Below are 22,974 nucleotides of genomic sequence, written 5' to 3'. Positions count from 1 at the left end.
ATGTCCTCTTTCAACGAAATGATCAAGAACATCACCCCGGATATCTACAACAGCCTGAAAGTGGCGGTGGAGATCGGTAAATGGTCCGACGGTGGCAAGCTCACCGCCGAACAGCGCGAGCTGTCGCTGCAGGCCATGATCGCCTGGGAAATCCAGAACCTGCCGGAAGACCAGCGCACCGGTTACATGGGCGTGCAGGAGTGCGGCTCCAAATCGATCGAGATTCCGAACGTGCTGTTCAAGTCGGATGCCGTCCATTGATCGAGATTGGCCGCGGTGCAATCAGCAAGATGTCGGCACGCCTTGAGGGTGCCGAGGTGCAATACGCGTTTCGTCTGGGTGAGATCGAGGTGCCGGTCAATCCGTTGATCGGCAGCACGGTCCGCCTGGAATACCTGGGAGCGATCTTCTGCTCCCATTGCGGGCGCAAGACCAAGACCAGTTTCAGCCAGGGTTACTGCTATCCGTGCATGACCAAGCTGGCGCAGTGCGACCTGTGCATCATGAGCCCGGAGCGCTGCCATTACGACGCCGGCACCTGCCGTGATCCGGCGTGGGGCGAGACATTCTGCATGACGGATCACATTGTGTATCTGTCGAACTCGTCCGGGGTGAAGGTCGGAATCACCCGGGCCACCCAACTGCCGACCCGCTGGATCGACCAGGGTGCCCGCCAGGCACTGCCGATCATGCGCGTGGCGACCCGCCAGCAGTCGGGGTTTGTCGAGGATCTGCTGCGCAGCCAGGTGGCTGACAAGACCAACTGGCGTGCTTTACTCAAGGGCGAGGCGGCGTCGGTTGACCTGGCCGAAATTCGCGACCAGCTGTTCGACAGCTGCGCCGAGGGATTGCAGGCCTTGCAGGAACGATTCGGCCTGCAGGCGATCCAGACCATTGCCGACGTGGAACCGCTGGAAATCCGCTTCCCGGTCCAGCAGTACCCGGCCAAGATCGTCAGCTTCAACCTGGACAAGAACCCGATTGCCGAAGGCACGCTGCTGGGGATCAAGGGCCAATACCTGATTTTCGACACCGGCGTGATCAATATTCGTAAGTACACGGCTTATCAGCTCGCCGTGCATCAGTAAGGACTCCAGCATGCGCACCGAACAACCGAAGATGATCTATTTGAAGGACTATCAGGCCCCCGAGTACCTGATCGACGAGACGCACCTGACCTTCGAGCTGTTCGAGGACCACAGCCTGGTCCACGCGCAACTGGTGATGCGCCGCAACCCCGACCGTGGCCCGGGCCTGCCGCCGCTGGTGCTGGACGGCCAACAGCTCGAACTGTTGTCGGTGACCCTGGCCGACCGCGAACTGGGCGCTGCCGATTACCAACTGAGCGAGAACCACCTGACCCTGCACCCGACCAGCACCACCTTCACGGTCGACACCAGCGTCAGGATCCATCCGGAAACCAATACCGCGCTGGAAGGCCTGTACAAGTCGGGCACGATGTTCTGCACCCAGTGCGAGGCCGAAGGCTTCCGCAAGATCACCTATTACCTCGACCGCCCGGACGTGATGAGCAAGTTCACCACCACCGTGGTCGCCGAGCAGCACAGCTACCCGGTGCTACTGTCCAACGGCAACCCGATTGCCAGCGGTCCGGGCGAAGACGGCCGGCATTGGGCGACCTGGGAAGACCCGTTCATGAAACCGGCCTACCTGTTCGCCCTGGTGGCCGGTGACCTGTGGTGTGTCGAAGACACTTTCACCACCATGACCGAGCGCACCGTTGCGCTGCGTATCTATGTCGAGCCGGAAAACATCGACAAGTGCCAGCACGCGATGAACAGCCTGAAGAAGTCCATGAAGTGGGACGAGGAAGTCTACGGTCGCGAGTACGACCTGGACATCTTCATGATCGTGGCCGTCAACGACTTCAACATGGGCGCGATGGAGAACAAGGGCCTCAACATCTTCAACTCCAGCGCCGTGCTGGCCCGCGCCGAAACCGCGACCGATGCCGCGCACCAGCGCGTGGAAGCGATCGTCGCCCACGAATATTTCCACAACTGGTCGGGCAACCGCGTGACCTGCCGCGACTGGTTCCAGTTGTCGCTCAAGGAAGGCTTTACGGTGTTCCGTGATTCGGGCTTCTCCGCCGACATGAACTCGGCCACGGTCAAGCGCATCCAGGACGTGGCCTACCTGCGCACGCACCAGTTTGCCGAAGACGCCGGCCCCATGGCCCACGCGGTCCGCCCGGACAGCTTCATCGAGATCTCCAACTTCTACACCCTGACCGTGTACGAAAAGGGTTCGGAAGTGGTCGGCATGATCCACACCCTGCTCGGCGCCGAAGGGTTCCGCAAGGGCAGCGACCTGTATTTCGAGCGCCATGACGGCCAGGCCGTGACCTGTGATGACTTCATCAAGGCCATGGAAGATGCCAACGGCGTCGACCTGACCCAGTTCAAGCGCTGGTACAGCCAGGCCGGTACGCCACGTCTGGCAGTGACCGAGTCCTATGACGCGGCGGCAAAAACCTACAGCCTGACGTTCCGCCAGAGCTGCCCGGCCACCCCGGACAAGGTCGAGAAGCTGCCGTTCGTGATTCCGGTTGAACTCGGTCTGCTGGATGCCAAAGGCGCGGCCATTGCCTTGCGCCTGTCCGGCGAAGACAGCGCCCAAGGCACTTCGCGGGTGATTTCGGTGACCGAAGCCGAGCAGACCTTCACCTTCGTCGACATCGCCGAACAACCGCTGCCTTCGTTGCTGCGTGGCTTCTCGGCGCCGGTGAAACTGAGCTTCCCGTACAACCGCGACCAGTTGATGTTCCTGATGCAGCATGACAGCGACGGCTTCAACCGCTGGGATGCCGGTCAGCAACTGGCGGTGCAGGTGCTGCAGGAGCTGATCGCCCAGCAGCAGAAGGGCGAGCCGCTAGTGCTCGACCCGCGCCTGGTGTCAGCCTTGCGCACGGTGCTGTCGGACGAGACGCTGGACCAGGCGATGGTCGCCGAAATGCTCGCGTTGCCCGGCGAGGCCTACCTGACCGAAATCAGCGAGGTGGCCGATGTCGAGGCCATCCATACCGCCCGCGAATTTGCCCGCAAGCAACTGGCCCACGGCTTGTTCGAAGCGTTGTGGCTGCGTTACCAGGCCAATCGCGACCTGTCCAGGCAGACCCCGTATATTGCCGAGGCCGAGCACTTTGCCCGCCGCGCGTTGCAGAACATTTCGCTGTCCTACCTGATGTTGAGCGGCCAATCCGACGTGCTGGCGGCGACGCTCGAGCAGTTCGAGAACAGCGACAACATGACCGAACGCCTGACCGCGCTGGCCGTGCTGGTCAATTCGCCGCACGAAGAGCAGAAGGCCCGGGCGTTGGCGGCGTTTGCCGAACACTTCAAGGACAACCCGCTGGTCATGGATCAGTGGTTCAGCGTCCAGGCCGGCAGCACCCTGCCGGGCGGGCTGGAGCGGGTCAAGGCGTTGATGCAGCACCCGGCGTTCAACCTGAAGAACCCGAACAAAGTGCGCGCGCTGATCGGTGCGTTCGCCGGGCAGAACCTGATCAACTTCCACGCGGCCGATGGCTCGGGCTATCGCTTCCTGGCGGACCTGGTGATCGAACTCAACAGCTTCAACCCGCAGATCGCCTCCCGCCAACTGGCGCCGCTGACCCGCTGGCGCAAGTACGACGATGCGCGCCAGGCCTTGATGAAAGGCGAACTGGAGCGCATTCGCGCTTCGGGGCAGTTGTCCAGCGATGTCTTTGAAGTGGTGAGCAAGAGCCTGGCGTAAGCCCGGCTCCTACAGGGGGTATAACCCCGCCTGATACCCCATCATTCAGCCTCCCTCCCGACCCCGCCGGGTTAACAAAAGATAACGTGGCGTCGATTGTCAGACCTTTCCAAAGCCCGATAGGATAAGCCCAGCTTCCGAAGGGGCTCTGGATTGCGGGTTTCAGGACTATGCTCCTGAACATTCAATCCCTTTGAGCACCCCTTGCGGCGCCCTGAAAGGTTGAATGACCTAACAATAATAATGGGGGAAGGTCTATGAGTGAGCCTGTCATGGGTGTGGGTACCTGCCGCCCGCCGGCACTGCGTAAATTCGCGTTGCTGGCCACAGCGCTCTCGCTGCTGGGTTGCGTCCTGTGGTCGGCGCCGGTGCTGGCCGCTGCGACGCCGGCGTCCGACGTTGTCTATTCCGTGGAATCGGCCAAGGCCAGCAAAAGCCTGATGCTCGATGTCGTGCATGCGGGCAAGCGCCTGGTCGCGGTCGGCGATCGCGGGCACATTCTCTATTCCGATGACCAGGGCGCCACCTGGACCCAGTCCAAGGTGCCGACCCGGCAACTGCTGACCTCGGTGTATTTTGTCGATGACAAGCACGGCTGGGCCGTGGGCCATGACGCCCAGATCCTCGCCAGCGAGGACGGCGGCGTCACCTGGACCAAGCAATTCGAAGACCTGACCCGCGAATCGCCGCTGCTCGACGTCTGGTTCCAGGACGCCAGCAACGGCTTTGCCGTGGGGGCCTACGGCTCGCTGATGGCCACCACCGACGGCGGCAAGCACTGGGAAGATGCCAGTGACCGCCTCGACAACGAAGACCAGTACCACCTCAACGCCATCGCCGCCGTCAAGGATGCCGGGCTGTTCATCGTCGGCGAGCAGGGCAGCATGTTCCGTTCGGCCGACTGGGGCCAGACCTGGGAAAAACTCGAAGGCCCGTATGAAGGCTCGCTGTTTGGCGTGATCGGCACGGCCCAGCCCAATACGCTGCTGGCCTACGGCCTGCGCGGCAACCTGTTTCGTTCCACCGACTTTGGCGGCACCTGGGAACCGGTCGAACTCAGGGCCGCCCGTGGCGCGCTGGAGTTCGGGCTGTCAGGCGCTACGCTGCTGGATGACGGCACCATCGTGATCGTCGGCAACGGTGGCAGCATCGTGCGCAGCAACGACGACGGCGAAACCTTCAGCGTATTCAACCGCCCGGATCGCATCTCCGTTTCGGCGGTGACTGCGGCGGGCAATGGCAACTTGATTCTGGCAGGACAGGGCGGCGTTCGCGCTACTTCGCCAACCGGCGCAGAGCTGGGCAAATAATAAGAAGGGCGGAGCTATGACATCCATGACAAGCCATCACCAGGACAAGGCGACGTTCCTCGAGCGCCTGATCTTCAACAACCGCCCGGCAGTGATTTTCATCTGCCTGCTGGTCAGCATTTTCCTGTTCTGGCAGGCGACGTTGATCCGGCCGTCCACCAGCTTCGAAAAAATGATCCCGCTGGAGCATCCGTTCATTCAAAAGATGATGGAGCACCGCAACGATCTGGCGAACCTGGGCAACACCGTGCGCATCTCGGTGGAAGCCACCGATGGCGACATCTTCTCCAAGGAATACATGGAGACGCTGCGCCAGATCAACGACGAAGTGTTCTACATCTCCGGCGTTGACCGTTCCGGCCTGAAGTCGTTGTGGAGCCCGAGCGTACGTTGGACCGAGGTGACGGAGGAGGGCTTTGCCGGCGGTGAAGTGATCCCGCAGAGTTACAACGGTTCACAGCAAAGCCTCGACCTGCTGCGCAACAACGTGCTCAAGTCCGGTCAGATCGGCCGCCTGGTGGCCAACGATTTCAAGTCGAGCATCGTCGACATCCCGTTGCTGGAGTCCTACCCGGACCCGCAGGACCAGGGCAAGCTGCTGGCACTGGACTATCGCAAGTTCTCCCACGATCTTGAAGAAAAGATCCGGGACAAGTTCGAGAAACAGAACCCCAACGTCAAGATCCACATCGTCGGTTTCGCCAAGAAGGTCGGTGACCTGATCGACGGGCTGGTGATGGTGGTGTTGTTCTTCGGCGTCGCCTTCGTCATCACCCTGATCCTGTTGTACTGGTTCACCAACTGCATGCGCAGCACCGTGGCGGTGTTGAGCACGACGCTGGTCGCGGTGATCTGGCAACTGGGCCTGATGCACTTCTTCGGTTTCGGCCTCGATCCGTATTCAATGCTGGTGCCGTTCCTGATTTTCGCCATCGGCATTTCCCACGGCGTCCAGAAGATCAACGGGATCGCCTTGCAGTCGAGCGAGGCTGACAACGCGCTGACGGCTGCGCGGCGCACTTTCCGTCAATTGTTCCTGCCGGGGATGATTGCGATCCTGGCGGATGCGGTGGGTTTCATCACGCTGCTGATCATCGATATCGGCGTGATTCGCGAGTTGGCCATCGGCGCGTCCATCGGTGTGGCGGTGATCGTGTTCACCAACCTGATCCTGTTGCCGGTGGCGATTTCCTATGTCGGCATCAGCAAGCGTGCGGTCGAGCGCAGCAAGAAGGACGCGCACCGCGAGCACCCGTTCTGGCGCCTGCTGTCGAGCTTCGCCAGCCCGAAAGTCGCTCCGGTTTCCATTGCCCTGGCACTGATCGCCTTCGGTGGCGGCCTCTGGTACAGCCAGAACCTGAAGATCGGCGACCTCGACCAGGGAGCTCCCGAACTGCGTCCGGATTCACGCTACAACAAGGACAACAATTTCATCATCAGCAACTACTCCACCAGTTCGGACGTGTTGGTGGTGATGGTCAAGACCAAGGCCGAAGCCTGTTCGCACTACGAGACCATGGCGCCGATCGACGAACTGATGTGGAAGATGCAGAACACCGAGGGCGTGCAGTCGGCGATTTCCCTGGTGACCGTGTCCAAGCAGATGATCAAGGGCATGAACGAGGGCAACCTGAAATGGGAAACCCTGTCGCGCAACTCCGACGTGCTGAACAACTCCATCGCCCGTGCCGATGGCCTGTACAACAACAGTTGCTCCCTGGCGCCGGTGCTGGTGTTCCTCAACGATCACAAGGCCGAGACGCTGGACCGGGCGGTCCATGCGGTGCAGGAGTTCGCCAAGGAACACAACAGGGATGGCCTGGAGTTCATCCTCGCGGCCGGTAACGCCGGGATCGAGGCGGCCACCAACGAGGTGATCAAGAAGTCCGAGCTGACCATTCTGATCCTGGTGTACATCTGCGTGGCGGTGATGTGCATGATCACCTTCCGCTCCTGGGCGGCGACCCTGTGCATCGTCCTGCCACTGGTGCTGACCTCGGTCCTGGGCAACGCCCTGATGGCTTTCATGGGCATCGGCGTGAAGGTCGCGACCCTGCCGGTGGTGGCGCTGGGCGTGGGGATTGGCGTGGACTACGGCATCTACATCTACAGTCGCCTGGAAAGCTTCCTGCGCGCCGGTTTGCCGCTGCAAGAGGCGTATTACCAGACCTTGAAGTCCACCGGTAAGGCAGTGCTGTTCACCGGTCTGTGCCTGGCCATCGGCGTGTGCACCTGGATCTTCTCGGCCATCAAGTTCCAGGCCGACATGGGCCTGATGCTGACCTTCATGTTGCTGTGGAACATGTTTGGCGCGCTGTGGCTGCTGCCGGCACTGGCGCGGTTCCTGATCAAGCCGGAAAAACTGGCGGGGCAGAAGGGCAACTCGTTGTTCGCTCACTGATCCACGAGCAGAAACACAAAAGCCGCAACCTGTGTTGCGGCTTTTTTGTACACCGCTTCCCTGTAGGAGCGAGCATGCTCGCGATGGTCGTGAACGATGACGCTTGCACCCTGATGCTCAGCAACGACTGAACTCCATCGCGAGCATGCTCGCTCCTGCAGGGGGCGCGGGTGTTCAGGAAGGCTCTGAACCCAACACCACACTCAACGCACTGCGCGCATCATCGAGCTGAACCAGCGTCGCATGCCGTGCGCCGAGGGCGTCACGGTTCTCGATGGCGGTGAGGATCGCCTTGTGGCGGGGTAGTGCCAGTTCATGCAGGTTAGGCCGCTGGTTGGAGTGCTTCAAAGCTTCGGCGATCGCGACGGCCAGCATGTTGCACAGGTTGGCCAGCAGGTCGTTGTGGGTGGCATCGGCGATGCGGCTGTGGAAGTCCAGGTCCGGTTGCAGCAGGGCTTCGGGCGTAGGCGCCGTTTCCATGCGCTGGTAGGCTTCGCCAATGGCGGCAATGTCGGCGTCCGTGGCGTACTGCGCAGCCAGGGCCGCAGCGGCTGGCTCGATGATGCTGCGTACGCTGGTCAGCAGGTCGAAGAATTCATTTTGCGGGCTGCTTTGCATCAGCCAGTGCAGCACGTCCGGGTCGAGCATGTGCCATTCCTTGCGCTGCTTGACCACCGTGCCGACCCGCGGACGGGAATACACCAGGCCCTTGGCGACCAGCACGCGAGTGGCCTCGCGCAGTACCGGCCGGCTGACCGCGTACTCTTCGCACAGCAGGGCTTCGGCGGGCAGTTTGTCGTCCGGCTTGAAGCGACCGGAAACGATCTGCATGCCCAGTTCCTGGACGATGCGCGAATGCATGCTCTTGCGGTCGGAGGGTTTGCGGTAGTCCATTGGAACGGCGCGATCCTGTGCGGGGGGATATGCCGCGCATGATAGCAGCCACGGCACGGTCTTGAGGCAGATGCAGAACATATGTGGGAGCGGGCTTGCTCGCGAAGACAGTGTGCCAATCAACACATGGGCGACTGATACACCGCTTTCGCGAGCAAGCCCGCTCCCACAGGATGGGGGCCGTCCCTTGGAAGAGGGTCAGTGCGAGTGCCGTGGCACCTCGGCCCCACGACAGCCGACCAGAAAGTCGAAATCGCAACCCTGGTCCGCTTGCAGCACATGGTCGATGTACAACTGGCGATAGCCACCCACCAGCAGTTGCTGCGGGGGTTGCAAATCAGCCATGCGCGCGGCGAGTTCGGCATCCGGAATGTCCAGGTGCAGGCGGCCGCTGGCGCAATCCAGTTCGATCCAGTCACCTTCCTTCACCACGGCCAGAGGACCGCCAGCCGCCGCTTCCGGCGCCACGTGCAATACCACGGTGCCGTAGGCGGTGCCGCTCATGCGCGCATCGGAAATGCGCACCATGTCGGTCACACCCTGGGCCAGCAGTTTGGCCGGCAAGCCCATGTTGCCGACTTCGGCCATGCCCGGATAACCCTTCGGCCCGCAGTTCTTCATCACCAGGATCGAGCTGGCGTCCACGTCCAGTTCCGGGTCGTTGATCCGGGCCTTGTACATGTCGAAATTCTCGAACACCACGGCGCGTCCGCGATGCTGCATCAGTTCGGGCGTGGCCGCCGAAGGCTTGAGTACGGCACCGAGCGGCGCCAGGTTGCCGCGCAGCACGCAGATCCCGCCATCGGCCCGGATCGGGTTGTCGAGGGTGCGGATCACTTCGTCCTCGCCATAGATCGGCGCGTCCTTGGTGTTCTCGCCCAGGGACTTGCCGTTGACCGTCAGGGCGTTCGGGTTCGGGATCAGATTGGCTTCACCCAGGCGTCGCAGTACGGCAGGCAGGCCGCCGGCGTAGTAGAACTCTTCCATCAGGAAACGCCCGGACGGCTGCAGGTCGACGATGGTCGGCATGCCACGACCGATGCGGGTCCAGTCGTCGAGGTCCAGTTCAACGCCAATCCGTCCGGCGATGGCCTTCAGGTGGATCACCGCGTTGGTCGAACCGCCAATCGCGGCGTTGACTCGAATGGCGTTTTCGAACGCTTCCTTGGTGAGGATCTTCGACAGCCGCAAGTCTTCGCGGACCATCTCCACCGCACGCATGCCGGACATGTGCGCCAACACGTAGCGGCGTGCGTCCACCGCCGGAATCGCCGCGTTGTGGGGCAGGGAGGTGCCAAGCGCTTCGGCCATGCAGGCCATGGTCGAGGCGGTGCCCATGGTGTTGCAGGTGCCCGCCGAACGGGACATGCCGCCCTCGGCCGCGAGGAAGTCGTCGATGGTGATGGTGCCGGCCTTGACCTGTTCGCTCAGTTGCCACACCACGGTGCCCGAGCCGATGTCCTTGCCCTTGTGCTTGCCGTTGAGCATCGGCCCACCGGTGACGACGATGGCCGCCACATCGCAACTGGCGGCGCCCATCAGCAGGGCCGGGGTGGTCTTGTCGCAACCGGTCAGCAGCACCACGCCGTCGATCGGGTTGCCCCGAATGGCTTCTTCCACGTCCATGCTCGCCAGGTTACGGGTGAGCATGGCGGTCGGGCGCAGGTTCGATTCACCGTTGGAGAACACCGGAAACTCCACCGGGAAACCACCGGCCTCGATCACGCCGCGCTTGACGTGCTCGGCAATCTGACGGAAATGCGCGTTGCAGGGGGTCAGTTCCGACCAGGTATTGCAGATGCCAATGATCGGCTTGCCATGGAACTGGTGGTCGGCGATGCCCTGATTCTTCATCCAGCTGCGGTACATGAAGCCGTTCTTGTCGGCCGTGCCAAACCATTGGGCGGAGCGCAGGGTGGGTTTCTTATCAGACATGATCGATTCTCTTATTGTATGACTATATTGTTCGTGCTGAGGCGTACCATAAGCGCAATTTCTCCGCTTTGGAAGTGTTGCCGGATTAAATAGTATTACTATATAGTCGCTTTCACTGGAGGGATGGCCCTGGCGATTTTCGCGAGAGGCGTCCCCCGAGGTTCCATAACAACAACAATCGGAGACCGATCTCATGAGCCAGGAATTGCGGCTTATTCGTCGCATCACACTCAAACTGATTCCCTTCCTGATCCTGCTGTACCTGATCGCCTATGTGGATCGCTCCGCCGTAGGTTTCGCCAAGCTGCACATGGGCGCTGACATCGGTATTGGCGATGCCGCCTACGGCCTCGGTGCGGGGCTGTTCTTCATTGGCTACTTCCTGTTCGAAATACCCAGCAACCTGATGCTCGAACGCTTCGGCGCGCGACGCTGGTTTGCGCGGATCATGATCACCTGGGGCGCCATCACCATCGGCATGGCCTTCGTTCAGGGGCCACACAGTTTCTATGTGATGCGCTTCCTGCTGGGGGCTGCCGAGGCCGGCTTCTTCCCGGGCGTTCTGTACTACATCACCCAATGGTTTCCGGTGCGCCATCGCGGCAAGATCCTCGGCCTGTTCATCCTGTCCCAACCGATCGCCATGCTGATCACCGGCCCGGTGTCCGGTGGCCTGCTGGGCATGGACGGGATCCTCGGCCTGCATGGCTGGCAGTGGCTGTTCATCGTCATCGGCACCCCGGCGATCGTGCTGACCTGGCCGGTCCTGCGTTGGTTGCCGGATGGCCCGCAACAGGTGAAATGGATGGACCAGGCCGAGAAGGACTGGCTGGCGGGCGAGCTGAAAAAGGATCTGGCGGAGTACGGGCAGACGCGCCACGGCAACCCGTTGCATGCGCTCAAGGACACCCGGGTGCTGCTGCTGGCGCTGTTCTACCTCCCGGTGACCTTGAGCATCTACGGCCTGGGCCTGTGGCTGCCGACGTTGATCAAGCAGTTCGGCGGCAGTGACCTGGTCACCGGTTTCGTCTCCTCGGTTCCCTACATTTTCGGGATCGTCGGCCTGTTGATCATTCCGCGCAGTTCCGACCGCCTGAATGATCGCTACGGTCACCTGGCGGTGCTGTATGTCCTGGGGGCCATCGGCCTGTTCCTCAGTGCCTGGCTGACGTTGCCCGTGCTGCAACTGGCAGCGTTGTGCCTGGTGGCGTTTGCGCTGTTTTCCTGCACCGCGGTGTTCTGGACGTTGCCGGGCCGTTTCTTTGCCGGTGCCAGCGCGGCGGCGGGGATTGCCTTGATCAACTCGGTGGGCAACCTGGGCGGCTACATTGGTCCGTTCGTGATTGGCGCATTGAAGGAGTACACCGGCAATCTCGCCTCGGGCTTGTACTTCCTGTCCGGCGTCATGGTGTTCGGCTTGATTCTGACCGGTGTGGTGTATCGCCAGCTCGAGCGCAAGCACGTGTTGCCGGCCGACCAGTTTGCGGCGAGCGCACGTGGGGCGAGCCGGACCTGATTCAGCACCGGATAGCCCCTTTGGGAGCGAGCCTGCTCGCGATGGATATCCCATTCAACATTTACAGCGACTGACACACCGCTATCGTCGGAGCGCTGCCCGGAGCAGGCTCGCTCCCACCTGGGGTTGGCGGTGTGGACTTAAACAGGAGACTTTTCATGCATCTGGTTCAATTCGAATTGATCAACGGCGAGCGCCGGGTCGGCGTGGTCGAGGGTGGGCTTGTCCGCGAAGTGCAGGATGCGCGCAGCGTGCGCGATCTGGCTTTGGCGGCGATCGAGGCGGGCGTCAATCTTGAGCGGCAGGTCGAGGTCCTGGGCCTGGGGATCAGCCACGACTATCCGGAACTGTTGGCCAAAGGTCGCATCCTGCCGCCGCTGGACCATCCGGACCCGGCGCACATGCTCATCAGTGGCACCGGCCTGACACACCTGGGCAGCGCCTCGGCCCGGGACAAGATGCACCAGCAGTCCGGCGACGAAGCGACGCTGACCGACACCATGCGCATTTTCAAGTGGGGCGTGGAGGGCGGCAAGCCGGCGGCGGGCCAGGCGGGCGTGCAGCCGGAATGGTTCTACAAGGGTGATGGCAGCATCGTCGTGCGCCCGGGTCAGCCGTTCCCGTTGCCGCCATTCGCCGAAGACGCCGGCGAGGAGCCGGAGATCAGTGGACTTTACGTCATTGGCCGCGACGGCAAGCCTTATCGATTGGGCTTTGCAGTCGGCAACGAATTCTCCGATCATGTCATGGAGCGCAAGAACTACCTGTACCTGGCCCACTCGAAATTGCGCAGTTGCAGCTACGGCCCGGAACTTCGGGTCGGTGAACTGCCTCAACATCTGGCGGGCACCAGCCGCATCGTGCGCAACGGCGAAGTGGTGTGGCAGAACGAGTTCCTCAGCGGCGAGGCGAACATGTGCCACAGCCTGGAGAACCTCGAATACCACCATTTCAAGTACAGTCAGTTCCTGCGCCCGGGGGACGTGCACATTCATTTCTTCGGCACAGCGACGCTGTCGTTTGCCGACGGCGTTCGTACGCAGCCGGGGGATGTCTTCGAAATCAGTCAGGCCGAGTTCGGCGCACCCTTGATCAACGGTATTGCGCCGGTTGAAGCAGTCTTCGAACCCGGCACCATCGGTACTCTTTAAGGAAACCTCAATGAGTCAGCTACTGGGTCACAACTACATCGGCGGTCAGCGCAGCGCGGCCGGCACGGTCAAACTGCAAAGCGTCGACGCCAGCACCGGCGAGGCGCTGCCGGGCACGTTCGTACAGGCCACGGTGGAGGAGGTGGATGCCGCCGCAAAGGCAGCGGCTGGCGCTTACCCGGCGTATCGCAGCCTCAGCGCCGAACGCCGTGCGCAGTTTCTCGATGCGATTGCCGATGAGCTGGACGCACTGGGCGATGATTTCGTCGCCGTGGTCTGCCGCGAAACCGCGCTGCCGGCGGCACGGATTCAGGGCGAGCGCGGTCGCACCAGCGGCCAGATGCGGTTGTTCGCCAAGGTCCTGCGGCGCGGTGACTTCTACGGCGCGCGGATCGATCAGGCCTTGCCGGAGCGCAAGCCGCTGCCGCGTCCGGACTTGCGTCAGTACCGTATCGGTCTTGGCCCGGTCGCCGTGTTTGGCGCGAGCAACTTTCCGCTGGCCTTTTCCACGGCGGGTGGCGACACCGCTTCGGCCCTGGCCGCCGGCTGCCCCGTGGTCTTCAAGGCCCACAGCGGGCACATGGCGACCGCAGAACAGGTTGCCGACGCGATCATTCGTGCTGCGGAAAAAACCGACATGCCAGCCGGTGTGTTCAACATGATCTACGGCGGCGGGGTCGGCGAGGCGCTGGTCAAGCACCCGGCAATCCAGGCCGTGGGCTTCACCGGTTCGCTGCGTGGCGGTCGTGCCCTGTGCGATATGGCGGCCGCCCGGCCGCAACCGATCCCGGTGTTCGCCGAGATGTCGAGCATCAACCCGGTGATCGTCCTGCCACAGGCACTGCAAGCGCGCAGCGAAACCGTGGCCCGTGACCTGACGGCGTCGGTGGTCCAGGGCTGTGGCCAGTTCTGCACCAACCCTGGCCTGGTGATTGGCATTCGCTCGCCGCAATTCAGTGCGTTCGTGCAGCAGGTGGCGGGGTTGATCAACGATCAGCCGGCGCAAACCATGCTCAACGCAGGCACCTTGAGCAGCTACGGCAAGGGGCTGCAAAAGCTCCTGGCGCACCCGGGCGTGACTCATCTGGCCGGCAGTGCGCAGCAGGGCAATCAGGCTCAACCGCAATTGTTCAAGGCAGATGTCGGCCTGCTGATCGATGGCGATGAAGTGTTGCAGGAAGAGATCTTCGGCCCGACCACGGTGTTTGTCGAAGTCGCCGACCAGGCGCAATTGAGTGCAGCCTTGCACGGCCTGCACGGGCAGCTGACGGCGACGATCATTGGCGAGCCGGGCGATTTCGAACAGTTCGGCGAATTGACGCCATTGCTGGAGCAGAAGGTCGGACGGATCCTGCTCAATGGTTATCCGACCGGTGTCGAAGTCTGCGATTCGATGGTCCACGGCGGCCCGTACCCGGCCACCTCCGATGCGCGTGGCACGTCGGTGGGCACCCTGGCCATCGACCGTTTCCTGCGCCCGGTGTGCTTCCAGAACTACCCCGACAGCTTGCTGCCGGACCCGCTGAAGAATGCCAACCCGCTAGGCATCCAGCGGCTGGTGGATGGACAGCCGTCGCGTGAGGGGTTGTAACGGCTGAAAACCGCCACGTCGCAACACGGTTCAAGGGTGGGAGCGGGCTTGCTCGCGAAGCGGTCTATCAGTCACATCATCGGCGACTGACACTACCTCTTCGCGAGCAAGCCCGCTCCCACCTTCGTTCTATGTTGGTCGCAGCATCGGGGCCAGCATCACATTGAGCTATCATTGCGTCTTTACCGATAAAGACGACTGCCATGACTGCCGTAACCCACACCTTGCTCGCCGCCCTCGAAACCTGCGACATGCTGGAAATCGACGGGCTGCACGCCTTCGATTTCTCCCTTGATGAAGAGGACCAACTGCACATCGAATGCATGGACGGCCGTGCGCTCAAGCGTTGGGTGTTCAACATGGCACAAATTGAAGCGGCGACCTTCGATGCCTCCCTGCAAAGCTGGGTCATCAGCGGTCAGTCCGGCGAGCACCGTCTGGTCTGTCTGGACGCCATTGGCGGTGACAACGAGGACGATGTGCATGAGGATGCGTAAGCTCTGGCCGCTGTTGATGGCTGGCAGTGTCGGCGCCATGGGCGTGCAGGCAGCACCTGCCGAGCACTACCAGGTGCTGGTGGGTTCGTACACCGCGGGCCAGAGCCAGGGGATCTATCGCCTGGACTTCGACAGCGTCCGCGGCCAGCTCGGGGCCAAACCACTGCAAGTGGTCAAGAGCGAAAACCCGTCCTGGCTGACCCTGTCCAAGGACCTGCGTTACCTGTTCGTGGTCAACGAAAACGGTCCGGGACAGGCCGACCCGGTCGGACGCGTCAGCAGCTATGCCATCGATCCCAAGACCCAGGCGCTGAGTCTGATCAACCAGGTGCAGAGCCTGGGCAATGAGCCGACCCATTCGAGCCTCAGTCAGGACGCCAGTCACCTGTTCGTCAGCAATTATTCAGTCGCTGAAGACCCCGGTGGCACCCTGGCGGTGTTGCCGCTGGGCGCCGATGGCCAACTCAGGCCTGTGGTGCAGATGAGCAGCCATCCTGCCAGTCGGGTCAATCCCGAGCGGCAGATGTCGGCGCATGTGCACTCCACGGTGTCGTCGCCGGATGGCCGGTTTGTGTTCTCCAATGACCTGGGCGCCGACCGGGTGTTTGTCTATCGCTTTGATCCCAAGGCCAACCCGGACCGGCCGCTGGTGCCTGCCGATCCGGCGTTCGTGCAGTTACCGGCGGGCAGCGGTCCTCGGCATCTGCTGTTCAGCGCCGATGGCAAGCACGCCTGGCTGACCATGGAAATGAGCGCACAGGTGGCGGTGTTCGACTACCGCGACGGCAGGCTCGAGCAAACGCAGATGGTCGACCTGGCCGCCGGGAAGCCGGTGTCGGACAAGGCCGCTGCGGCGCTGCATGCCTCGGCTGATGGGCGCTTTCTCTACGTGAGCAACCGTGGCACCGCCAACCAGATGCTGATATTTGCCATCGATCCCGCCACTGGCCACCTCAAGGAGTTGCAGCGTCGTTCGGTGGAAGGCGATCACCCGCGCGAATTCAGCCTCGATCCGAGTGGCCGGTTCCTGCTGATCGCCAACCAGAAAAGCAATCAGATTGTCGTGCTCGAACGCGATGCCAAGAGCGGACTGCTGGGTAAAACGGTGCAGAAATTGCCGATGGATGCGCCCAGCGACCTGAAATTCCTGGTGCGGCAATAGACCGCAGGCCCCGGTTGATGGGGCCTGTAGCTTTCTATCAATGTCGATGATATGCGTTAGTGCTACAAAACATTTCAACGCGCCCACCTCGGACGTTAAGTTTGCTCCACGGCCTTAAACGGCAAGCAACCCCAACGACTCCGAGGAATACCCCATGAATTTCAATCTCTTCTCCATCATCGCCGCGTCCGCCATCTCCGCCACCGTGGCTCTGCCAGCCAGTGCCAACGTCGAAGTCAGCGATAAAAAGTCCCACACCCAGAGCTACACCCAGAAATACCTGCAACAGAGCGCCAACTTCTACGCCGCACTGGATCACAAGACCCAAGCCTGAAAGCCAGCCCTGCACCCTTTATGCAGGAGCGAAGTCACTTGATTGAAACCCGAGTGATATCGCTCCTGCATAACGCGTTCACGACACTGTCACAGTGCTATCAGTGCAATGCTTGATATCACATGGCCATATGTTTAGATTTGTCGCTGACGTTCTGACTCCTTCCCCCCATAAAAAGGATCGACAGTATGGCGATGCGTCTGGCCATGGTACTTCTCTGCCTCTATTCAAGCCCCATCCTGTCCGCTCACACGCCCATTCCGGGCGAGCCCGATGCTGCGCGCGAGCGCATGATAAGTTTTATTGAAGGCTGATATAGACTGGCTCAATGATCAATAAAGCTGATGGTCACTATGGATAACCCTGAGTGGTTATCACTGCTTTTTTGATCGATTCTGTGGACATCGAAACATGCCCACGGAGAACATCATGGCCAGCAGCATTCTTACTTCAGCCAAATACGGCGCCTACCTGGCCATCGGTCTTTACGTGGCGCTGGTGTTGGTCGTCAGCCTTTCGGCGCAATCTCAACGTGACATGGACGCACCGATCCAGGTCGCTCACCCAGGCATCCAGTTCGAACATCGCGTGCAAAACGCCGTGGTCGATCACGTCGACGCGGCCGGAGTGGCAGGGATATGAAAGGGGTCAGACTCTGGGTCGTTGCCTTCCTGGCGTTCATGACCAACGGGCCTTCGTTGCTCGGCTTTGCCCACGGCTCCGCCGGCTCGGTGGCACGCTCGATAGAGGCCAATCACAACCTCGCGCACAACATTGAAACCGCCAAGGCCATGGGCCTGCTGGCCGGCAATCCGCCGGTGAAACGCCAGGGCGATTTTTTCGGTCCGTTCCAGATTGATTGCTCGGCGGTACAGATGTGTGAGGTGTTTGCCTGAAGGGTTATTTCTTCATGATGGCGGCGAACAACTCTGATTCCAGAAACCCCTGCAACCACGCCTGCAACCGCACATACGGCGTCTGCGCAAACCACTCGCGATCGACGTGCGCGAATTGCCGAACGAACGGCATCAGCGCCACGTCCGCCAGGCTCGGCTGAGTGCCCAGCAAATAGGCGTGCTGCGCCAGCAACTGCTCCAGCTTGCCTAGGAATCGCTCACCTTCGCTGCGATAGAACGCCATCGGCTGCTCGGGATAGCGCTCGGCATATTTGTAGCGATTGAGGTGCACTTTGAACACCTGGTCATTCTCGTCGATCAAGGCTGCCATTGCCGCTTGCCTGTGCGGGTCATCCTTGAGCAGCCAATCCTGCGGATCGTTCTGTTCCAGCGCCCAGCGCATGATCTCCAGGCTTTCATCGATCACCTGGCCCTCGACGTTCAGCACCGGCACCGTGCCTTTGCTCGACAATGCCAGCATTTCGGCCGGCTTGGCCTTGAGGCTGACTTCGACCACCTCCAGCGCCACGCCCGAATAGCGCAGTGCCATGCGGGCGCGCATGGCATACGGGCAGCGGCGGAAGGAGTAGAGGGTGGTCACTTCACCTCCAGGGTGCTGAGGCCATTGCCCTGGCGCTGCACCTGGATCTGCACCGGAATCCGTTCATGCATTTCTTGTACGTGGGAGATCACCGCGACCTTGCGGCCCTGGGCCTGCAAGCCATCGAGGGCGTCCATCGCCAGTTGCAGCGACTCCGGATCGAGGCTGCCGAAGCCTTCGTCGATGAACAGCGATTCGATCTTGAGCGTGCTCGATGCCATCGATGCCAGGCCCAGCGCCAGTGCCAGCGACACAAGGAAGGTTTCGCCGCCGGACAGCGAATGCACCGAACGCAGCTCATCGCCCATTTCCGTGTCCATCACCAGCAGGCCGAGCATGCTGCCGCCGCGCTTGAGCCGGTAGCGCCGCACCAGTTGGCGCAACTGCACGTTGGCGTGATGCACCAGCAAGTCGAGGTTGTAGGCCTGGGCGATCTTGCGGAAAGTGCCGCCGTCGGCAGATCCGATCAGTGCATTGAGCCGAGCCCAGCGTTGGTACTCGGCATAGGCTTGGGCAATTTGTTGCGCCAGCGCCTGATTGGCGTTTTGCCGGCGTTGATCCTCGGCCTGTTCGGCCCGTAGCTCGGCGCACAGCTGTTCGCTGACGGTAAATTGCTGTTGCAGGTCGGCGAGCGCGCTGGCCAACTGCTCGGCGTCGAGGTTGCCATTGAGCTGTGCCTGGTGAGTGGCCAGGCGCTGCTCGCGTTCTTGCAGCAGCACCTTGGCCTGTTCGATGGCCTTTTCGTTTTGCTGCAGGCGTTGGCGCAATTGACCGAGCTGCTGGTCGTCGACGCCCAGCAGTTGTTCAAGGCCGCTGTCATCGAGTTCCGGATGCTGTGCCCGCCAGTCGCCAATGCTGGCGCCCAGTTGCTGGTCTTCACCTTCCAGGGCGATCAGGCGCTCCTGCTGAGCCTTGAGTTCGGCTGCCAGTTGCACCCGTTGCGTGCGCACCGCCTGCAAGTCCTGATTGACCGTGGCTTCGGCCTGGCGCGCCTGTTCGACCGCCTGATCCAGCGCCTGTTGCCAGTGTTCGGCGCTGCTGTGCTCGCCGAGCAGTTGTGCCAATTGCTGCTGGCAGACCTGCTGCTGATCGGCGAGCGCCGCGAATTGCTGTTGCGCCGCTTCGAGGTGCTGGACGCGGGTCAGTTGCCGGTCCTGTTCCTTCTCCAGCGTCTGCTGGCGTTGTTGCTGCTCGCCGAGTTCGTCGCGCTGCTGATCGAGTTGTTCCAGACGCTGGGCGATCTGTTGATCAAGCTGGATGAAGGTCGCGGCCGGCTCGACGCGCAAGGCCTCCAGTGTGTCGGCCGGGAGCAGGCTGCTGAACGCGTTCAGTTCCTCGTCCAGGCGCTGGTGATCGTTGCTCAGCTCACGCTGCTGATTGATCAGGTGCTGGCTGGCCTGCTGGCTGGCAGTCTCGGCATCGCGCAGTTGCTGCTGCAGGCGCGCGGCGTCCTGTTGCAGGGTCAGCAGGGCGGTTTGACGTTGTTCGTCCTGACTGATGCTCTGGTTCAACTGGCTGTTCTGCTGGGCCAGCCAGGCATCCCGTTTGGCGTGATCCTGATTGAACAGCTGCGCGGACAACGGGTGCGCCTCAAGCTCCGACGCCATGCCCTGTTGCTGGGCGAGCAGGTGTTCCTGCTGTTGCAGCAGTTCCTTTTGCTGGGCGATCACGCCGCCGACCTCGGTGCGCAGATCGGTGAGCTTCTCCTTGAGCGAATCCACCGCTGTCTGCGCGTTGGCCTGTTCGCTTTCGTCATGGCGGCCGAGACTCTGCAGCAGTGCTTCGGGCTGGTGGTAGGGGTGATCCGGGCTGCCGCACACCGGGCAGGGCTGGTCGTCCTGCAGTTGCGCGCGCAGTTCTTCGACGCTGGCGCTACGGGCCAGGCGCTGGCGCTCGAGCAGCTCGCGAGTGACGCTCAGGGTCTGTTCGGCGACCGCCAGTTCGTTGCGGGTCTTTACCCCGTCCTGGGTCAGGCGCTCGCGTTCCTGGAGCGCGCTGGCCTGACGTTGTTGCAATTCTGCGAGGCGTTGATCCAGCGCCTGCTGGCTGCTCCACAGACGCGTGAGTTCTTCCAGGGCGCGCAGCTGTTTGCGGTTGTCCTGCAACAGGTTGCCGAGCAACTGAATCTGTTCCGTCACCGCTTCAGGTTCGGCGCCGGCTTCCTGGTACAGCACTTCGAGCTGTTGTTGTTGCGCTGCCCATTCGGCGCTGGCCAGGCTGGCGTTCTGCTCCAGCGCGGGCAGTTCGGCCTGGCCCTTGTTGAGGCGATTGCCGATCAGCATCAACTGCTGCAAGCGGTCGCGGTAAGCGTTCCAGGCCTCGCTGATCGGCGCCAGCGGCGTGCTTTGCTCAAGCTCGGCGGCAATCTGTTGCAGGCGCTCGGCCACGCGTTGCTGCTGGTCGAGCAGACCTTGAAGGGTGTTCTGCCCGTCGGTGCAGGCCAATTCGGCTTGCTGCCTGAGGTCCGCGCTGAGACCGGCTTCGCGGGTCAGGCGGGCGAGGGTGCTTTGGGCTTCGAAGGCCTGGCGCAACAGCGGCGCGCAAGAGGTGTGCTGGTTCTGGGCTTCGATCAGCGCGGCTTGCGCGGCAACCAGGCTCTGTTCGAGTTGCGTCTGACGCGCCTGTAAACCCTGTTCCTGCCGGGTGTGCTGCTCGATCTGCGCCGCCAGCGGTGTGAGCTGGGCCTTGAGTTCGCGCTGACGGGCAAACTGATGGCGCTGCGGCGCGAGTTGTTCCAGGCGGGTCAGGGTCAGGCGTTCGCCGGCCAGTTGTTGCCAGTCCTGCTCGGCACTGGACAGTTGCTCGTGGGCGCTGAGCCGTTCGTCCTGCAATTGGCCCAGCTGTTTCAGCCAGGCGTGCTGCAGCTCCAGTTGCTTGAGTTGCGCCTGTCGAGTCTTGAGCTGCTGCTGCGCCTGATTGAAACGCTCATCGAGTTCGGCCCGCGCCTCTGGCGTCAATGGCGTCACGCCGCTCGCCTGATCCTGAAACAGCTTGTGGGCCTCGCGGGCATCCTTGGTCTTGTCGAAAGCCCGCCGGCCCAGGCGTGTGTACAACGCCGTGTCGGTGAGCTTTTCCAGCAGTTCGCTGCGTTCGTTGTCGTTGGCCTTGAGAAATGCGCTGAACTCACTTTGTGCCAACAGAACCGCGCGGGTGAATTGCTCGAAATTAAGGCCCAGGACGGATTCGATTCGCGTCTTGAATTCGGTCTTCTGACTGGCGAGCAACTGGTCTTCATCGATGTCACGCAGGCTTTGGCGACTGGCTTGCAAACGCCCGGCAGCTTTGTCCCGGGCGCGATTGGCCTCCCAGCGTGCGCGATAGCGCCGACCATCGATGCCGACGAAGTCCACTTCGGCGTATCCGTCACCGGTACCACGGCGCAGCAGGGTGCGGGGGTCGTCGGTGTTGATTTCACCGTCGACGTCGGGGGATTTGGCCGAGCCCTGCACGCTGTTGAGGCGCGGCACGGCACCGAACAGCGCCAGGCACAAGGCATCGAGCAGGGTGCTCTTGCCCGCGCCGGTAGGCCCGGTGATGGCGAACAGGCCGGCACTGGCCAGGGGTTCGGCGGTGAAGTCGATTTCGAACGGGCCGGCCAGCGAGGCCAGGTTTTTCAGGCGGATGGCGAGGATTTTCATGGCTGCTCCTGCTCCATCTGCACGTCCTGCAGCAACTCGGCAAAGTCCTTCAGCGTTTGCGCGTCGACCTCACTGCCGTAGTTGTCCTGCCAGGCGCGGCTGAACAGTTCCTGGGGCGTGAGCTGGTCGAGTTCGATCAAGGCCGCGCCGTCGGCGACGCCATCGCGGCTGCCGGTGCCGGCGTACTCGGCGGCAATGCGCACCAGGCGAACGGCCTTGCCCTGCAGGGCGGTCTCCACTTGGTTGCGCAGGTCGGGCTGCGGTTCGTCGAGACGCACCCGCACTTCCAGCCACGGCTGGCGCTGGATGTCCGCCAGCAAATCGACGTTGGGCAGGTCGGCCAGTTGCAACAGGATCTCGGCCAATGGGGCAGGGCCGATGCGTTGCAGATTGACGGCGCGGGGAATCAGCCGGGGCTCGACGCTGACCAGTTTTTCGCCATCGATCTGGATGTCGAGAATCTGGTGCTGATAGGCGATCTCCGAGAAGGACAACGGGATCGGTGAGCCGCTGTAGCGAATGCGCTCCTCACCGTTGACCTTTTGCGGCTTGTGCAAGTGGCCGAGGGCGACGTAGCTGATGCTCGGGCCGAACAGGCTGGCGGGCAGGGCTTCGGCATTGCCGATGATCAGGCTGCGCTCGGAGTCTTCGGACACCGAGCCACCGGCCATGTGCGCATGGCTGATGGCGATCAGGGCCTGGCCCTTCTTTCGCTTGGCGTTGGCGGCCTCTATCAGCCATTCGTGCACCTGGCCGATGCCGCGCAGGTAGTCGTCACCCAGATGTGCGCCGGTGACTTCGGCCGGGCGCAGGAACGGCAGCGCCAGGCACCAGGCGACCGTTTTGCCCTTGGCATCCGGCAGTGGCAGCAGCAGGCGTTCGACGTCGAGTTGACCATCGTCGAGCCAAAGCACACGACCCAGCGCATGGGTGCGCAAGCGGCGCATCAGCGGCGCCGGCAGTTCGATGCGCGAGCCGGAATCGTGGTTGCCGGCGATCATCACGATGGTCAGCTTCGGTTGTTGTTCGTGGGCGCTGACGATGAAATCGTACAGGCGTTCCTGAGCTCTGACCGGTGGATTGACCGTGTCGAAGATGTCGCCGGCAATCAGCAGCACATCGGGCTGGTTCAGCTTCAGCTGACGCAACAGCCATTCAAGAAAGCAGCCGTGCTCGAAATCGCGATCCTGGCCGTGCAGGTTCTGCCCAAGGTGCCAGTCGGAGGTGTGAAACAGACGCAAGGCGAGCTCCGTAGGAAATAAGGTAATGGCCGCGAGGAAATGGACGGCGGC

Annotated in this window: 19 protein-coding genes; 14 read left to right on the top strand and 5 right to left on the bottom strand. The window is 62.1% G+C overall.

The genetic code is table 11. The annotated features are described in order from the left end of the window. The 5 genes from QIW53_RS25590 (at nt 1) to QIW53_RS25570 (ending at nt 7,467) form a co-directional block, all read left to right on the top strand. Nucleotides 1-261: a YeaC family protein gene (locus QIW53_RS25590; protein WP_371052361.1), complete on the top strand. Its 261-nt coding sequence runs from the start codon at nt 1-3 to the stop codon at nt 259-261. After that, entirely contained in the window at nt 258-1,088 is an 831-nt protein-coding gene (locus QIW53_RS25585) for a DUF2797 domain-containing protein (protein WP_371052360.1), read from the top strand. Before QIW53_RS25590 ends, QIW53_RS25585 begins: the two co-directional genes overlap by 4 nt. Nucleotides 1,089-1,098: 10 nt before the next feature. Continuing rightward, nucleotides 1,099-3,756, top strand: a complete 2,658-nt coding sequence (gene pepN / locus QIW53_RS25580; protein WP_371052359.1) for an aminopeptidase N — start codon at nt 1,099-1,101, stop codon at nt 3,754-3,756. A gap of 257 nt (nt 3,757-4,013) precedes the next feature. Then, entirely contained in the window at nt 4,014-5,066 is a 1,053-nt protein-coding gene (locus QIW53_RS25575; protein ID WP_371052358.1) for a WD40/YVTN/BNR-like repeat-containing protein, read from the top strand. A 25-nt stretch (nt 5,067-5,091) separates the two neighbouring features. Continuing rightward, nucleotides 5,092-7,467: an efflux RND transporter permease subunit gene (locus QIW53_RS25570; protein ID WP_371052357.1), complete on the top strand. Its 2,376-nt coding sequence runs from the start codon at nt 5,092-5,094 to the stop codon at nt 7,465-7,467. Between the two features lie 174 nt (nt 7,468-7,641). Here QIW53_RS25570 and QIW53_RS25565 read toward each other — a convergent pair whose 3' ends face one another. Together QIW53_RS25565 and QIW53_RS25560 are read right to left on the bottom strand one after the other, a co-directional pair. Further along, on the bottom strand, nt 7,642-8,361 hold the full coding sequence (locus tag QIW53_RS25565; protein ID WP_371052356.1) for a FadR/GntR family transcriptional regulator: 720 nt from the start codon (nt 8,359-8,361) through the stop codon (nt 7,642-7,644). A gap of 198 nt (nt 8,362-8,559) precedes the next feature. Beyond that, the gene (locus QIW53_RS25560) at nt 8,560-10,296 is read right to left on the bottom strand and encodes an IlvD/Edd family dehydratase (RefSeq protein ID WP_371052355.1); all 1,737 of its coding nucleotides are present in this window, start codon (nt 10,294-10,296) and stop codon (nt 8,560-8,562) included. Between the two features lie 193 nt (nt 10,297-10,489). Here QIW53_RS25560 and QIW53_RS25555 point away from each other — a divergent pair, with 193 nt between their 5' ends. The 9 genes from QIW53_RS25555 to QIW53_RS25515 all read left to right on the top strand — a co-directional run bounded on the left by QIW53_RS25555 (nt 10,490) and on the right by QIW53_RS25515 (nt 17,443). Next, nucleotides 10,490-11,812, top strand: coding sequence for an MFS transporter (locus QIW53_RS25555; RefSeq protein ID WP_371052354.1), 1,323 nt, complete (start codon nt 10,490-10,492; stop codon nt 11,810-11,812). Between the two features lie 158 nt (nt 11,813-11,970). Continuing rightward, nucleotides 11,971-12,963, top strand: a complete 993-nt coding sequence (araD1, locus tag QIW53_RS25550) for an AraD1 family protein (protein ID WP_371052353.1) — start codon at nt 11,971-11,973, stop codon at nt 12,961-12,963. A 10-nt stretch (nt 12,964-12,973) separates the two neighbouring features. Then, nucleotides 12,974-14,554: an aldehyde dehydrogenase (NADP(+)) gene (locus QIW53_RS25545; RefSeq protein WP_371052352.1), complete on the top strand. Its 1,581-nt coding sequence runs from the start codon at nt 12,974-12,976 to the stop codon at nt 14,552-14,554. A 203-nt stretch (nt 14,555-14,757) separates the two neighbouring features. Further along, nucleotides 14,758-15,051, top strand: coding sequence for a DUF5629 family protein (locus QIW53_RS25540; protein ID WP_371052350.1), 294 nt, complete (start codon nt 14,758-14,760; stop codon nt 15,049-15,051). Further along, entirely contained in the window at nt 15,044-16,213 is a 1,170-nt protein-coding gene (locus QIW53_RS25535) for a lactonase family protein (protein ID WP_371052374.1), read from the top strand. Before QIW53_RS25540 ends, QIW53_RS25535 begins: the two co-directional genes overlap by 8 nt. A gap of 154 nt (nt 16,214-16,367) precedes the next feature. Then, on the top strand, nt 16,368-16,547 hold the full coding sequence (locus tag QIW53_RS25530) for a hypothetical protein (RefSeq protein ID WP_368558583.1): 180 nt from the start codon (nt 16,368-16,370) through the stop codon (nt 16,545-16,547). A gap of 188 nt (nt 16,548-16,735) precedes the next feature. Then, nucleotides 16,736-16,861, top strand: coding sequence for a hypothetical protein (locus tag QIW53_RS25525; RefSeq protein WP_371052349.1), 126 nt, complete (start codon nt 16,736-16,738; stop codon nt 16,859-16,861). Between the two features lie 115 nt (nt 16,862-16,976). Further along, the gene (locus QIW53_RS25520; RefSeq protein WP_368558581.1) at nt 16,977-17,189 is read left to right on the top strand and encodes a hypothetical protein; all 213 of its coding nucleotides are present in this window, start codon (nt 16,977-16,979) and stop codon (nt 17,187-17,189) included. Then, on the top strand, nt 17,186-17,443 hold the full coding sequence (locus QIW53_RS25515) for a hypothetical protein (RefSeq protein ID WP_371052347.1): 258 nt from the start codon (nt 17,186-17,188) through the stop codon (nt 17,441-17,443). The genes QIW53_RS25520 and QIW53_RS25515 overlap by 4 nt, the downstream gene beginning before the upstream one ends. 4 nt (nt 17,444-17,447) lie before the next feature. On the opposite strand, the gene QIW53_RS25510 is transcribed toward QIW53_RS25515, so the two are convergent. Genes QIW53_RS25510 through QIW53_RS25500 form a run of 3 tightly spaced genes read right to left on the bottom strand, consistent with a single transcriptional unit; the run spans nt 17,448 to nt 22,923 of the window. Further along, nucleotides 17,448-18,044: a glutathione S-transferase gene (locus QIW53_RS25510; RefSeq protein WP_371052345.1), complete on the bottom strand. Its 597-nt coding sequence runs from the start codon at nt 18,042-18,044 to the stop codon at nt 17,448-17,450. Next, complete coding sequence (locus QIW53_RS25505) at nt 18,041-21,682, bottom strand: SbcC/MukB-like Walker B domain-containing protein (RefSeq protein WP_371052344.1); 3,642 nt, start codon at nt 21,680-21,682, stop codon at nt 18,041-18,043. Before QIW53_RS25505 ends, QIW53_RS25510 begins: the two co-directional genes overlap by 4 nt. Next, on the bottom strand, nt 21,679-22,923 hold the full coding sequence (locus QIW53_RS25500) for an exonuclease SbcCD subunit D C-terminal domain-containing protein (RefSeq protein ID WP_371052343.1): 1,245 nt from the start codon (nt 22,921-22,923) through the stop codon (nt 21,679-21,681). The genes QIW53_RS25505 and QIW53_RS25500 overlap by 4 nt, the downstream gene beginning before the upstream one ends. Nucleotides 22,924-22,974 lie beyond the last annotated feature (51 nt).

It is taken from the genome of Pseudomonas fluorescens (genome assembly GCF_041354075.1).
GTDB classification, from domain to species: domain Bacteria; phylum Pseudomonadota; class Gammaproteobacteria; order Pseudomonadales; family Pseudomonadaceae; genus Aquipseudomonas; species Aquipseudomonas fluorescens_CE.
The sequence above is the reverse complement of the archived record's forward strand: the minus strand, read 5'-3'. Positions and strand labels throughout refer to the sequence as shown.